Origin of the sequence: uncultured Sphingosinicella sp., from assembly GCF_963974575.1 — a bacterium.
Classification (GTDB): domain Bacteria; phylum Pseudomonadota; class Alphaproteobacteria; order Sphingomonadales; family Sphingomonadaceae; genus Sphingosinicella.
Genome location: NZ_CAXBBQ010000004.1, coordinates 246,296 through 260,158, shown reverse-complemented (window position 1 = coordinate 260,158; position 13,863 = coordinate 246,296). Strand labels below are relative to the sequence as shown.

At 64.6% G+C, this 13,863-nt stretch carries 13 protein-coding genes; 3 read left to right on the top strand and 10 right to left on the bottom strand.

Annotated elements, in window-relative coordinates:
• Positions 1 to 6 precede the first annotated feature (6 nt).
• Complete coding sequence (gene cysS / locus AAC014_RS09215; protein ID WP_339707300.1) at positions 7 to 1,386, top strand: cysteine--tRNA ligase; 1,380 nt, start codon at positions 7 to 9, stop codon at positions 1,384 to 1,386.
• A 9-nt stretch (positions 1,387 to 1,395) separates the two neighbouring features.
• Here cysS and AAC014_RS09210 read toward each other — a convergent pair whose 3' ends face one another.
• A complete protein-coding gene (locus AAC014_RS09210; protein WP_293776879.1) occupies positions 1,396 to 1,827 on the bottom strand; it encodes an MAPEG family protein in 432 nt (143 codons plus the stop codon).
• Between the two features lie 106 nt (positions 1,828 to 1,933).
• Here AAC014_RS09210 and AAC014_RS09205 point away from each other — a divergent pair, with 106 nt between their 5' ends.
• Both AAC014_RS09205 and AAC014_RS09200 read left to right on the top strand, forming a co-directional pair.
• Positions 1,934 to 4,255, top strand: a complete 2,322-nt coding sequence (locus tag AAC014_RS09205; protein WP_339707291.1) for a patatin-like protein — start codon at positions 1,934 to 1,936, stop codon at positions 4,253 to 4,255.
• Positions 4,256 to 4,360: 105 nt separating this feature from the next.
• Positions 4,361 to 5,845, top strand: a complete 1,485-nt coding sequence (locus AAC014_RS09200; protein ID WP_339707288.1) for a replicative DNA helicase — start codon at positions 4,361 to 4,363, stop codon at positions 5,843 to 5,845.
• Positions 5,846 to 5,849: 4 nt separating this feature from the next.
• Here the strand turns inward: AAC014_RS09200 and AAC014_RS09195 are convergent, their stop codons facing one another.
• The 9 genes from AAC014_RS09195 to lgt all read right to left on the bottom strand — a co-directional run bounded on the left by AAC014_RS09195 (position 5,850) and on the right by lgt (position 13,804).
• Positions 5,850 to 6,632: a hypothetical protein gene (locus tag AAC014_RS09195; RefSeq protein WP_339707285.1), complete on the bottom strand. Its 783-nt coding sequence runs from the start codon at positions 6,630 to 6,632 to the stop codon at positions 5,850 to 5,852.
• Positions 6,633 to 6,701: 69 nt separating this feature from the next.
• Positions 6,702 to 7,172 carry a pyridoxamine 5'-phosphate oxidase family protein gene (locus AAC014_RS09190; RefSeq protein ID WP_339707282.1) on the bottom strand — a complete coding sequence of 157 codons (471 nt, stop codon included), beginning with the start codon at positions 7,170 to 7,172 and terminating at the stop codon, positions 6,702 to 6,704.
• A gap of 92 nt (positions 7,173 to 7,264) precedes the next feature.
• Positions 7,265 to 9,055 (bottom strand): ABC transporter ATP-binding protein/permease, encoded by a 1,791-nt coding sequence (locus AAC014_RS09185; protein ID WP_339707279.1) that lies wholly within the window; start codon positions 9,053 to 9,055, stop codon positions 7,265 to 7,267.
• A 17-nt stretch (positions 9,056 to 9,072) separates the two neighbouring features.
• Complete coding sequence (locus tag AAC014_RS09180) at positions 9,073 to 9,639, bottom strand: DNA-3-methyladenine glycosylase I (protein ID WP_339707276.1); 567 nt, start codon at positions 9,637 to 9,639, stop codon at positions 9,073 to 9,075.
• Position 9,640: 1 nt separating this feature from the next.
• Positions 9,641 to 10,573 carry a ribose-phosphate pyrophosphokinase gene (locus tag AAC014_RS09175; protein WP_121052045.1) on the bottom strand — a complete coding sequence of 311 codons (933 nt, stop codon included), beginning with the start codon at positions 10,571 to 10,573 and terminating at the stop codon, positions 9,641 to 9,643.
• Between the two features lie 102 nt (positions 10,574 to 10,675).
• Entirely contained in the window at positions 10,676 to 11,440 is a 765-nt protein-coding gene (gene pgeF / locus AAC014_RS09170; RefSeq protein WP_339707272.1) for a peptidoglycan editing factor PgeF, read from the bottom strand.
• On the bottom strand, positions 11,437 to 11,961 hold the full coding sequence (locus AAC014_RS09165) for a GNAT family N-acetyltransferase (protein ID WP_339707269.1): 525 nt from the start codon (positions 11,959 to 11,961) through the stop codon (positions 11,437 to 11,439). Before AAC014_RS09165 ends, pgeF begins: the two co-directional genes overlap by 4 nt.
• Positions 11,958 to 12,968 (bottom strand): SAM-dependent methyltransferase, encoded by a 1,011-nt coding sequence (locus AAC014_RS09160; protein WP_339707266.1) that lies wholly within the window; start codon positions 12,966 to 12,968, stop codon positions 11,958 to 11,960. The genes AAC014_RS09165 and AAC014_RS09160 overlap by 4 nt, the downstream gene beginning before the upstream one ends.
• On the bottom strand, positions 12,965 to 13,804 hold the full coding sequence (gene lgt, locus AAC014_RS09155; RefSeq protein WP_339707263.1) for a prolipoprotein diacylglyceryl transferase: 840 nt from the start codon (positions 13,802 to 13,804) through the stop codon (positions 12,965 to 12,967). Before lgt ends, AAC014_RS09160 begins: the two co-directional genes overlap by 4 nt.
• Between the last annotated feature and the right edge of the window lie 59 nt (positions 13,805 to 13,863).

Sequence of the window (13,863 nt, the reverse complement as noted above, 5' to 3'; positions counted from 1 at the left end):
GCGACCATGACCGAAATCCGCCTTTACAACACGCTGACGCGCCAGAAGGACGTCCTCACGCCCGCCGACAAGAACCGGGTGACGATGTATGTGTGCGGCCCCACGGTCTATAACCGCGCGCACATCGGCAACGCCCGGCCCGCCGTGGTGTTCGACGTGCTGTTCCGGCTGCTCCGCCACACCTATGGCGAGAACGCCGTGCACTACGCGCGGAACTTCACCGACATCGACGACAAGATCATGGCCGCCGCAGAGGCCGAGGGCGTGCCGATTGAGACGATCACGAAGCGCTACGAGGATTTCTACCGCGCCGACATGGGCGCGCTCGGCGTGCTGCGCCCGACGTATGAACCGCGCGCGACGGAGCATGTGCAGCAGATGGTCGCGATGATCGCGGCACTGATCGAGAAGGGTGCGGCCTATGCCGCCGATGGCCATGCGCTGTTCGACATCACGAAAGATGCCGCCTACGGCACGCTGTCGCGCCGCCCGATGGATGAGATGATCGCGGGCGCGCGTGTGGAAGTGGCGCCCTACAAGAAGAACCCCGGCGATTTCGTGCTCTGGAAGCCGAGCGTGGCGGGCCAGCCGGGCTGGGACTCTCCCTGGGGTCGCGGGCGCCCGGGCTGGCACATTGAATGCTCGGCGATGATCGAGGCGCACCTCGGCACCACGATCGACATCCACGCCGGCGGCCTCGACCTCCAGTTCCCGCACCACGAAAACGAATGCGCACAAAGCCGCTGCGCCCACGACGGCGCGCCGCTCGCGAACATCTGGATGCACAACGGCTTCCTCTCGATGGACAAGGAGAAGATGTCGAAGTCGCTCGGCAATGTGGTGACGGTGGGTGAGCTTCTGGAGCAGCGCCACAAGGGTGAGACGCTGCGGTTAGCGTTGCTGATGGCGCACTATCGACAGCCACTGGATTGGAATGAGCGGCTTATCGAGCAGGCGAAGGCGATGCTGGATCGCTGGTATCGCTTGTTGGAAGATGAACAGGTTGACGCCGTTGGCGATGTTGAAATTGAAGCAGTGCTAGCCGACGACCTCAACACTCCGGCCGCTATTGCCATTTTGTCCGAGTTTGCGAACAGCCGCAAACTTGAACGCCTCTGGCGAGGCGCTCGTATGCTCGGGATACTTTCGCATTCCCCGGATGCATGGTTTGGTCGGGTTCGACCTGAACCAATGGTCGTGGAAACCAGCATGGGCTCCGTCGAGCTGTCATCTGGTGACGAGATCGAAATGCGGATAGATGCCCGCGCCGCGGCCAAGGCTGCGAAGAACTGGGCCGAGGCCGACCGAATCCGCGATCAGCTGAAAGCGGAGGGCATCCTGCTTGAGGACAAGCCGGACGGGACGACGGTCTGGCGGCGCGCGTAGGCGCGGCGGTCAGTAGATCGCCGCGACCTCGCGGACGATCATGATGCCGAGCGCCACCCATGAAAGTGCGAAAAGCGCGAAGCGGATCATCACGCGGTTGATGGTCGCCTGCACCAGCGAATGGAGCGCGCGCAGGATCACGTAGGCCCATGCCGCGAGCACGTGCCACTGGTCGGCGTGGCCGAGGAGCACGATGGCGATGACCATCGCGTAGAAGAGCGTCGGCGCCTCGAAGAGGTGGTTGTAGTTGTCGGCCACCCGCCGCGCCTCGCTCGGGAGCGTGTTCAGCGACCCCGGATGCTGCGCCGATTGCGGATCGATCTTCGCTTGGTTCATCGCGGGAATCCGGGTGGCGTACATCCACACAAACATCACCAGATTGAGCAGACCCATCGCGACGATGGTCTGCAGCATCGAGATCACGTTGCTGTTCAAGGTCATGGGCATCCTCCCCCTGTTGGTTCCTAAGCACGGAACCTGCGCCTTCGGCCGCCCGAGCGCAACCCTCACGGTCGACAGGGAGATTCCGTCCCGATATGGTCCGCCCATGCGTGAAAAAGAGCTTCGGCTGGCCCTCGTTTGCTACGGCGGCATCAGCCTTGCCGTTTATATGCATGGCATTACGCAGGAGATCTGGAAGCTGCTGCGTGCCAGCCGCAGCTGGCATGATTCCGATCCGGAGCTGCCGGGCGGCGACACCGAACCCGTGTATCACGACCTCCTCGACGCGATCGGGCAGCATGTCCGCCTGCGCGTGCTTGTCGACATTGTGGCGGGCGCGTCGGCGGGCGGCATCAATGGCATCTTCCTCGCGCAGGCGATCTCGACCGGGCAGAGCCTCGCGCCGCTCGCCGACCTCTGGCTCGACAAGGCCGACGCCGACGAGCTTCTCGATCCCGAGGCCGTGCCGAAATCGCGCTGGAGCAAGTTCTACGCGCGGCCGCTGCTCTGGATGGCGCGCGGGCAGATCGATCCCCTGGACGAGATCGTCGAGAAGGGTGCGCGCGAGGAGCTACGCATCAAGGTTTCGCGCTTCATCCGCTCGCGCTGGTTCGAGCCGCCGTTTTCGGGTGAGCACTTCACCGAGCTGCTGATGGGCGCGTTCGAGGCGATGGCGGAGACGAAGGCGGCCTCGCCGCTGCTGCCACCCGGCCAGCCGCTCGACCTCTTCGTCACCGTCACCGACTATCACGGCTACCCGGAACGCCTGCGCCTCCACAGCCCTGAAGAGGTGATGGAGGTGGAGCACCGGAAACTCATCACCTTCCGCGATTCAAGCGAGCGCGGGGCGGAGCGGAAGCTCGCCGACATCCCTTCGCTCACCTTCGCGGCGCGGGCGACGGCGTCGTTCCCCGGGGCCTTCCCGCCCTTCCAGCCGAGCGAACTCGACCGCGTGCTGGCAAAGGACAGCAAGCCCTGGCCGGAGCGCACGGCCTTCCTGTCGCGTGTGTTCCCGCACCGCGCAACGAGCGGCCTCGATCCGTCCCACGCGGTGCTGCTCGATGGCAGTATCCTCAACAACGCGCCATTTGCGCCGGCGATTGCAGCGCTTCGCCAGCGCCCGGCGCACCGCGAGATCGACCGGCGCTTCGTTTACATCGATCCCAAGCCCGGCATCCGCAGCATCGGCACGCGTACTGACGCTTCGAAGCCGCCGGGCTTCTTCTCGACGATCCTGCGTTCGCTCTCCGACATTCCGCGCGAGCAGCCGATCCGCGACGATCTCGATCATCTCGCCGGCCTGTCCTCACGCGTGCGCCGCCTTACACACGTCGTCGAGGGCATACGCGCCACTGTCGACGAAGCAATTGAGGACGCGATCGGTCGCCGCCAACTTCGCGCCAAGATCTCACCCGCCAAGCTCCAGCAGTGGCGCGCGCAGGCGAATGCCGAGGCGGTGCTGCGCGCGGGTTTCACCTACCCATCGTATGCCCACCTGAAGCTCAGCCAGATCGTCGAGGAGATGGCGCGGCTGTTCGCCGACCTCGGCGGGCACGAGCGCGATGTGGCGGAGCGCGTCCGCAAGGAGGTCTGGCGGCACGTCCGGCGCAGCGGCATGGACCGGGTGACGAAAACGACGCGCCCGAAGGACGCCGACGCGGACCTCTTCGTACAGTTCCTGCGCCGCTACGACCTCGGCTTTCGGGTCCGGCGGCTGCGCTTCATCGTTCGCCGTGTCAACGAATGGGGCGATGCAGGCGGTTCGGAAGAGTTGCAGAAGGCCGAAGCGCTCAAGGCCTCGCTTTATGAACTGCTCGCACCCTATCTCGATCGGCGCCGCCTCGCCTTCTATGGCCCCTGGGTTCGTGACCCCGCCGCCTCTGCGAACGAAGACGCGGTGGCGGTGATCGAAGCCTATGGGGAGGCGCTCGGGCTCACCGATTTCGACGCGCTCGGCGACGCGCGGCTTGCCGCGATCATCACGGACTGCACGGCGCCGGACCTCCGCGCCCAAATCCTGAAGGCCTATCTCGGCTTTCCCTTCTACGACATCGCCACCTTTCCGCTGCTCCAGGGCGAGGGACTCGACGAGTTCGACGAGATCAAGGTCGACCGCATTTCGCCGGACGACGCGCGCGCGATCCGTGAAGGCGGTGCGCTTGCGACATTGAAAGGCATCAAGTTCAACAGCTTCGGCGCGTTCTTTAGCCGCGCCTATCGGGAAAACGACTACCTCTGGGGCCGCCTGCACGGAGTAGACCGGGTGATTGACATCGTCGTGTCGGCGCTTCCCGAAGGCAAACGCCTCGACGCGGGGTTCGTGACCAGCATCAAGAAACGCGCCTTTCATGCCATTCTTGATGCCGAGGAGGCGCGGCTTACGGCTGTGCCCGACCTTATCGAGGAACTGCGCAAAGAAATCGGGTGAGGGCAGAGCTGTGGGTTATCCACAGATAACAACACAGAGTCGCCCCGACGTATATTTCGCCGATGGACTTGCGACGCGGCCTGCAATCTCCTGTATAGTGCCTCCATGCTGACACCACTCCGCGCCGTACCGGCTCCTGCCGCTGACTCGCCGACTCTCCCGCATAACCTGGATGCGGAGGCGGCGCTGCTCGGCGCGATGATGATCGACAACCGGCTTGCCGAGGACGTGCAGCTGAAGCTGCGCCCCGAACATTTCTTCGAGCCGGTGCACGGTGAGATTTACGCCGCGATCCTGAAGCTCGTGGACCGCGCCATGCTCGCAACGCCGGTGACGCTGCGGCCGATGTTCGCCGATCACCCTGCGCTCGCCGAGCTCGGCGGCCCTGCGTACCTCGCGCAGCTTACCGAGCAATCCGCGGCGTTGATCGCCGCGAAGGACTTCGCGGCGCAAATCTACGACCTCGCACTGCTGCGTGAACTCGTGCGCGTCGGACGCGAGATGGTGGTGAGCGCGTCTGACACTTCGCAGGACGTGAACCCGCACGATCAGATTCAGCAGGCCGAACTTGCGCTCTACAAGGTCGCCGAGGAGGGCGAGGTCTCGAACTCGGTGAAGAGCTTCGCTCAGTCCGCGACGCTCGCCGTGCAGATGGCCGAGCGCGCCAAGCAGTCCGGCGGACATCTTTCGGGTATCACCACGGGTCTCAATGCGCTCAACACCAAGATCGGCGGACTTCATCGTTCCGACCTCATCATCCTTGCCGGGCGTCCCGCGATGGGCAAGACCGCGCTTGCCACCAATATCGCCTTCTCGGCCGCCGAACGCCTGATGAAGGATCGCGCCGATCAGATCGACAAGACGAGCGGCGCGGGTGTCGCTTTCTTCAGCCTCGAAATGTCGGCGGATCAGCTGGCGACGCGTATCCTTGCCGAGCAGGCGCGGATCAGCTCCGAAGACCTTCGCATGGGCAAGATCAATCAGGCGCAGTTCCGCGATCTCGTCCGTGCGTCCGCAGCGCTGCAGGATTTGCCGCTCTACATCGACGATACGCCCGGTCTCACCATCGCAGCGATGCGTTCGCGTGCGCGTCGGTTGAAGCGGCAGAAGGGCGTCGGCCTCATCGTGGTTGACTATCTTCAGCTTCTGCAGGGCAGCAGCCGGCAGTCAAACGAAAATCGCGTGAACGAAATCTCGGAAATCACGCGCGGCCTGAAAACGCTCGCCAAGGAGCTGAACGTGCCGGTGATTGCACTGTCGCAGCTCTCACGTGCCGTCGAGCAGCGCGAGGACAAGCGGCCCCAACTTGCCGATCTTCGCGAATCCGGCACCATCGAGCAGGATGCCGACATCGTACTCTTCGTCTACCGCGACGAATATTACCACGCCCAGAAAAAGCCCGAGGACGGCACCGAGAAGTTCGAGAAATGGATGGAGCGCGGTATCACCATCCGTGGTCGCGCCGAGGTGATCGTGGCCAAGCAGCGTCACGGCTCCACCGGCATCGTGGATTTGCATTTCGAAGCAATCCACACGCGTTTCAGCGATCTTGCCGACGATGCGCACCTTCCGGAACGCGATTACGAATAAGCCGCTACTTCGCCTTCAGATATTGCGGCTTCACGAGCGCGCGGACCGCATCCGTCATCGGCACCTCGATCTGGAAATCGCCCTCGGCATATGGCCCCGCCACGTAGGGTCCGAGCAGGATGCGGAAACCCGAAATATCCTGTCCCGGCCATGATACCAGCGCCACCGGCTGATCTCCGATCGGCGGGCAATCGTCGAACATGTCGTTCTCGATCGCGCCGCGCCGCGAGACGCGCTCCGCATCGAGCGCGGTGCAATAGGCAGGGGTGAGCAGCTTCTCTGCAGCGGTCCAGTCAATGAAGAGATCGCTGAAGCTGATCTCGCGGCGCTCGATCTTCTCCCAGTATTTCACCGCGAAGCCGTGGTTCGGATGCGCGCCGCCCGTATACATCGAGATGTCGGCGCGAACGTTCAGCAGGGCAGGTGTGTCGGCGGCGACCGTCCAGTCCTGCACGAAGAAATGCGATATCTTCGGCGCGTCCGCCGGCCGCAGCTTCATATCTTCCACCGCGCCTGCCTGCATCTCCTCCGCGCTTGCAAGCGCCTGCGCGCGCAGAGCCGAAAGCATCGGCGGCGCCTCTGCAAGTTCCGGCGGCGCACGCCACAGGAAATCGAGTTCGGCTGTCTCGCGCTTCACGAGCAGATCGGTTGCCGGAATTGGCGCTGCTGCTCCGACAGACGGTGTGCTGTTCGTCTCGGCGGCGACGGTGTTTGTTTTTTCGGCTTCCCTCGCATCGCACGCCGCCAGCATGAGCGTTGCCACAATCATTACGCAAGCGCGCTTCATATCGCTTTCTCCGCTCCGATCTCCGGCGGCAGCTTACCGGCCGATTTCGCGGGGGGCAATTGCGCTCGCCTAGTGCAGATTCACCTCGGCAACCTTGTCCTTGTAGGCTTTCTTCGGATCGATTCCGAGGAGAAGCTTCACGCCGGCAAAAAGGCTGTTCTCGTTCAACCAGATTTCCGCGTGTTCGGCGTCGAGCCTTAGCAGCGCGAGCTTCGGGTCGGTTTTTCCGCCTTCGTACCATGCGGCGATGAATGGATTCCACAAGCGTTCGATAACGGCCTGATCGTTATCCATCCACAGCGTGCCGTGAACCGTGGCGAAGAGGTCGTGATCCTTGGCAGCGAATGTCGCGATCGCGCGCTGCCCATCATCCAGCGCCTGAACAATCCCGTTATCGCGGGCCGTGAAGAACCAGATCGGCCCGCGACCTTCCTCCTCCACCATTGCCGTCATGGGACGCGTATGACCGTCCTCGACGCCATCGAGTCCAAGCATCATCGTTCGGTCTGACTTCAGTGCTTTCCAGAAGCGGGTTTCCATTTCGGCTTCGTTCGCCATGTCGAATTCTCCCTTGTGTAGGAAGGAAACAGTTGCCGCCCTTAGCGGTTCCGACATGCGCTGGATCGTTTTCGTTATTCGGCGGCCTCGGAGAGGTCGTCGGCTTCCGTCTGCTGGCGCATCCACATTTCCGCGTAGAGGCCGTTTGTCGCGAGCAGGCCGTCGTGGCGGCCCCGTTCGACGATGCGGCCCTTGTCCATGACGAGGATCTCGTCGGCATCGACGATCGTCGACAGCCGGTGGGCGATGACGAGCGTCGTGCGGCGCGCCGACACAGTCGAGAGCGCATCCTGTATCGCTGCCTCGGTGCGACTGTCGAGCGCGCTCGTCGCTTCGTCGAGGATCAGGATCGGCGGGTCTTTCAGGATCGTGCGCGCGATCGCGACGCGCTGCTTCTCGCCGCCCGAGAGCTTGAGGCCGCGTTCGCCGACGACTGTGTCGTAGCCTTGCGGCAGCGAGACGATGAAGTCGTGGATCTGCGCTTGCCGCGCGGCCGCCTCGATTTCCGTCTGTGTTGCGCCTGCGCGGCCGTAGCCGATGTTGTAGCCGATCGTGTCGTTGAACAGCACCGTGTCCTGCGGAACGATGCCGATGGCGGCGCGAACGCTCGCCTGCGTCACCGTGCGGATATCCTGACCGTCGATGGTCACGCGGCCCGCCTGGATATCGTAGAAGCGGTAGAGGATGCGGGAGAGCGTCGACTTGCCGGCGCCGGATTCGCCGACGATGGCGACAGTGTCGCCGGGGGGGATTTCGAAGCTGACGCCGTGCAGGATCTGGCGTTCGGGATCATAGCCGAAATCGACATTCTCGAAACGCACCGCGCCGACGCTGACCGCAAGTGGCGGGGCGCCGGGCGCGTCGGCGATCTCGGGCACGGTGTCGAGCAGGCCGAACATCGCCTCCATGTCGATCAGGCCCTGCTTAATCTCGCGGTAAACCCAGCCGAGCATGTCCAGCGGACGGAAGAGCTGCATGAGCAGCGTGTTCACCAGCACCACGTCGCCGACGGTAAATTTGCCCTGGCTCCAGCCCCACACCGTGTAGGCCATGGCGCCCGCCATCATGATGTTTGTAATCAGCGACTGGCCGATGTTGAGCGCGGCGAGCGAATTCTCGCTCTTGATCGCGGCGCTCGCGTAGCTCTGGAGCGACTGGCTGTAACGCTGCCGTTCCAACGCTTCGGCGCTGTAGTATTTCACCGTTTCGTAGTTGAGCAGCGAATCGACGGCGCGCTGCGTGGTGCGGTTGTCGGTATCGACCATGCGGCGGCGAAGCTCGCTGCGCCATTCGGTGACGCGGCGGGTGAACCAGATGTAGAGCGCGACGATGACGAGCGTCGCCGCGACGATCTCGAAGCCCATCTTGATCTGGAAGATCACGCAGACGGCGGTCAGTTCGAGGATCGTGGGCGCGATGTTGAAGGCGAGGAAATAGAGCATCGTGTCGACGCTCTTGGTGCCGCGCTCGATGATGCGGGTGAGCGCGCCGGTGCGGCGTTCGAGGTGGAAGCGCAGCGAAAGGTCGTGGATGCGGGTGAAGACCTCGCCGGCGAGGTCGGCGCCGGCGGTCTGGCCGACACGCTCGAAAATGACGTTGCGGATGTTGTCGAACAATACACCGCCGAACCGTGCGGCGGCATAGGCGAAGACGAGGCCGACGCCGAGCAGGAAGCCCTGGTTCGTGGGCGTCGCCATCGAATCGATCACGCCCTTGTATGCGAAGGGCATGATCAGCATCGTCGCCTTGGCAATCAGGACGAGGATGAGCGCGGAGACGACGCGCAGCTTGAGGCCCGGCTTGTCGGCGGGCCACAGGTAGGGGAGGAAGCGGCGCAGCGGGTGCTGCTGCGAGGTGGTCGTCATGCCCTGTAGATAAGCGTTCAGGCCGGCGCCTTCCAGCAGGTGCTGACGTGATCGTTCACGAGGCCGACCGCCTGCATGTACGCGTAGATGATGGTCGAGCCGACGAAGTTCATGCCCGCCTTCTTGAGCGCCTTCGAAATGGCGTCGCTGAGCGGGGTGGAGGCGGGGACGTCCTTGAAGCTTTTGGGGCGGTTCACGAGCTGCTTTCCGTCCACGAAGGCCCAGAGCCACGCATCGAAGCTGCCATGCTCGCGCTGCATATCGAGGAATACGGCGGCGTTTCGGCGCGCGGACCAGACCTTCAGACGGTTGCGGACGATGTTGCCCGTCGCCAGTACCTGCTCAAGGTCGTCGTCCGTCATCGCGGCGACGCGGACGGGGTCGAAATCGTGGAAGGCGGCGCGGTAGCCGTCGCGCTTTTTCAGAACGGTTTCCCAGCTGAGCCCGGCCTGCGCACCTTCGAGGATGAGCATCTCGAACAGCTTGCGGTCGTTGTGGACGGGAACGCCCCACTCGTCGTCGTGGTATGCGGCGTAGAATTCCTTGCCGGGACTATTGCCGAAACAGCGGGGTTTCGCGCTCATGCTAGTCGAACAGGCTGGAAACCGAGGACTCGTCGGCGATGCGGCGGACGGCCTCGCCGAGCAGCGGTGCGATCGTGAGCTGGCGCAGCTTCTTCGCGTTCGCGATCTCGGGGCGTGAGATCGAGTCGGTGATGACAAGTTCCATCAGCTCCGAACCTTCGACGCGGGCGACGGCGCCGCCTGAAAGTACGCCGTGCGTACAGTAAGCGACAACGGCCTTAGCACCCGCGGCACGGAGCGCGGCAGCTGCGTTGCAGAGCGTGCCCGCCGAATCGACGATGTCGTCGACGAGGATGCAGAAGCGGCCTTCGACGTCGCCGATGATGTTCATGACTTCGGATTCGCCGGCGCGCTCGCGGCGTTTGTCGACGATGGCGAGCGGGGCGTTGTCGAGCCGCTTGGCGAGCGCGCGGGCGCGCACCACGCCGCCGACGTCGGGCGAGACGACCATCATGTTTTCCGAGCCGTAACGGGCGAGGATGTCGTCGCTCATCACCGGGGCGGCGTAGAGGTTGTCGGTCGGGATATCGAAGAAACCCTGAATCTGCCCGGCGTGGAGATCGACCGAGAGCACGCGGTTGGCACCCGCAACGGTGATGAGGTTGGCGACGAGCTTCGCCGAAATCGGCGTGCGCGGGCCGGGCTTCCGGTCCTGCCGGGCGTAGCCGAAGTAGGGGACGACGGCGGTGATGCGCTTGGCGCTCGCGCGTTTCAGCGCGTCGATGCAGATGAGAAGTTCCATCAGGTTGTCGTTCGCCGGAAAGGCTGTGGACTGGACGACGAACACGTCCTCGCCGCGCACATTCTCGTGGATTTCCACGAACACTTCCTCGTCGGCGAAGCGGCGGACGCTCGCCTGCGTCAGCGGCATGTCGAGGTAACGGGCGATATCGCCCGCGAGCTGAAGGTTGCTGTTGCCCGCAAGCAGCTTCATGGCGCGCGAATCCCTGTTTTTGTGGCGGTGACGAGTCGGTCGGTTCACTAGCGGCCACAGGCGGCGCGGGCAACGCCTATGACATCTGTGTTGCAGTCGGGGTCAGGCGGGAAGACCGATCAGCGCGATCTGCCGCCCGTAGTCGGCCTCTCCCCGGTGCGTCGCGCGGCGGAAGCTAAAGTAGGCCTCCGTGTTCGCATACGTGTCCTCGCCCAGCAGCTGAACGCGCCCGATGCCCGACGCCGCGAGCCTTGCGCCCACGTAGGCCTCAAGGTCGAACTGGTGGTGCCCGGCGCGGCCATCGAGGAAGAAACGCTCGTTTTCCGGGTCTGCTTCGCAGAAACGATGGAAGAAGGCCTCGTCCACTTCATAGGACGCGCGGGCGATGCAGGGGCCGACGGCGGCGGCGATACGCTCGCGGCGAGCGCCGAGCGTTTCCATCGCCGCGACAACGCTGTCGGTGACGCCGCCGAGCGCGCCCTTCCAACCCGCGTGCGCCGCGCCGACGACGCCCGCGTCGCGGTCCGCAAGCAGCACGGGCGCGCAGTCCGCCGTGAGGATGCCGAGCAGCAGGCCAGGCGTCGCGGTCGCGAGCGCATCGGCGTGCGGGCGGGCATCATCCGGGTATGGTGCGGTCACGGCGATGGTGTCTGGGCTGTGGACCTGATGCAGCGTCACGAGCTTCGCGCCCGGCAACACGGCCTCCACCGCACGGCGGCGGTTTTCGGCAATGGCAGTGCGGTCGTCCTGCGACCCGAGCCCGACGTTGAGCCCCGCGACGATGCCTTCGGAAACGCCGCCCCGCCGCCCGAGGAAGCCGTGGGGGACGCCGTCCAGCGCGCCGGCATGAAGGACGGGAACGCTCATGGGCGCAGCACCTTGCGATAGATGAAATCGTGATCGGCCTGCTCGCCCACCATGAAGCGGTGGTCGCCGACCTTCTCGAAGCCGTAGTTCTCGTAGACCTTCTGCGCCCGGTAGTTTTCGGACCAGACGGTGAGGTACATGTCCTGCCAGCCGCCCATGTTCGCCCATTCGAGCGCCCAAGCCATCATCGGCTGCGCGATGCCGCGCCCGTGCCATGCCTTCAGGATATAGAGCTGGCGCAGTTCGCACTTGCTGCGCCCGTCGTCCTCCACGGGAAGGTAGGGCGGACCGACCTTGCAATAGGCCACCATCTTCCCGTCGGCTTCGGCGATCCGAAACGCGTAAGCCGGGTCCGCGAATTCCACGGGCATTCCCTCGGGGCCGAATACGGTGACGAGGAAGTGATCGAGGTCGTGTTTCGCGTAGAGGTGGCCGAACGTCTCGATGAACGTCTGGCGGCTGAGTTCGCACAGCACGGGCAGATCCGCTGCGGTGGGTGCGCGGAAAACAATGTCGCTCATGCGCCGAAGCCTGCAGGCTCAGGCCAATCCTTGTGCGTCAGTGCAAGCACCTTGAACAGGCTCCCCATCGTTTGCGGCAAGGTCAGTCGCCGCATTGCGCCCGCTATAGCATGGCGGGCTTCCGGGTCGAGGCTGCGCGAGAGACGCTCGGCGCGCGCTTCGATGCCGAGTGCGACCAGGAAGGGGCCCTGCAGTGCTAGCGGCGAAATATGGACGCCTGCCGCGCGTGCTGTCTCGGCAAGCGCTGTGAAATCCACATGCGCGGTGAGGTCATGTTCGCCTGGCGCTGCAAGCGGATCGGCGGCGGCATGGGCCGCAAGCGCCTGCAGGGAATCGCCCTCGGCGGGGCCTTCATAGCCGTAGTCGATAAGGAGTGCTGCACCACCTTCCGCCGCGATCCGGGCGGCGAGGGCGCCGGCATAATCAGCGCGCGCGGGCGCGATTTCGCGGATTGCATCGCCTTCGGGCGTAAAGACGAAGGCCTCCTCCGAAACACCGATGCGCCGTTCCTGCCATTCGCCATCCACGCGCACCTCCTGCCGGATGGGGAGGGCGTCGAAGAACTCGTTGGCGACGACGAGGAGGGGCGCGCCTTGCGGCACCTCGGCGAGATCATTGTGCCACTCGGCTGCCGGGACGCGCTGCGCCTGCGCCGCGCGCAGCGTGGGGCTCGTTTCCACGAAATGGACGCGGATCGCGTCGGCGAAGGCGGGGAGCGCGCGGGCGGCGCGCAGCAGGTCCGCCATGAGCGTGCCGCGTCCGGGGCCGAGTTCGACGAGGTTCACGCGCGCTGGTCGCCCGGCGCGGTCCCAGAGGTCCGCCATCCAGAGGCCGATGATCTCGCCGAACATCTGGCTGATTTCGGGCGCGGTCGTGAAATCGCCGCCGCGCCCGAAGGGATCGCGCCCGGCGTAATAGGCCGCGACGCATTCCGCCATGTAGCGATCGACGCCGATCGGGCCGCGCGCTTCGATCTCCGCGGCGAGCTTGCGCCCGAGCGGGGTCATTTGGCGAGCGCTCGCCTGCCCGCCGTCGCGACGAAGTAGGCACCGGCGACGATCATCGTGGTGGACAGCGTCTGGCCCATGGTGAGACCCCACGACAGCGTGCCGAGCTGCACGTCGGGCTCGCGGAAATATTCAACGACGAAGCGGAACACGCCGTAGCCCAGCATGAACGCGCCGACGAGAAGCCCGGGCTTGTAACGGGCGTCCGTCTTCCAGAAGAGATACCAGAGGATCGCGAACAGCACGATGCCTTCAAGCCCCGCCTCGTAGAGCTGGCTCGGGTGGCGGAGCACGTCGCCGCCGGTGGGGAACTTCATCGCCCACGGCACGTCCGTCGCGCGGCCCCAAAGCTCGCCGTTGATGAAGTTGGCGATGCGCCCGAAGAACAGGCCGAACGGGATGGTGCATGCGATATAATCGTGCACGCGCAGCCAGCTCAGCTTCTGCTGCCATGTGTAGATAAGGAGTGCGATCGACACGCCCGCCGCGCCGCCGTGGAACGACATGCCGCCTTCCCACAGCTTGAACACGTCGGAGATATGGCCTTCGGGGCCAAAGAAGCGCTCGAAATCGTAGAACAGAACATAGCCGACACGGCCGCCGAGGATGATGCCGAGCGTTACCCACGTGACGAGGTCGTCGGCGTGGCGGCGTGCCATCGGCGCCCCCGGTTTTGCCAGCATCTTCAGCAGATACCACCACGCGACGATGATGCCGCCGATATAGGCGAGGCTGTACCAGCGGATCGGGAGGCTGGTTTCGGTGAAGGGCAGGGGAATGCGGAACCAGACCGGATCGATGCTGGGGTAAGTAAGCGCGGCCTCGATTGCGAACATACGGCTGTCTGCCCTCAAAAACGACGGGATTGCCCCTGTGGACGCCGCGCACCATAGTG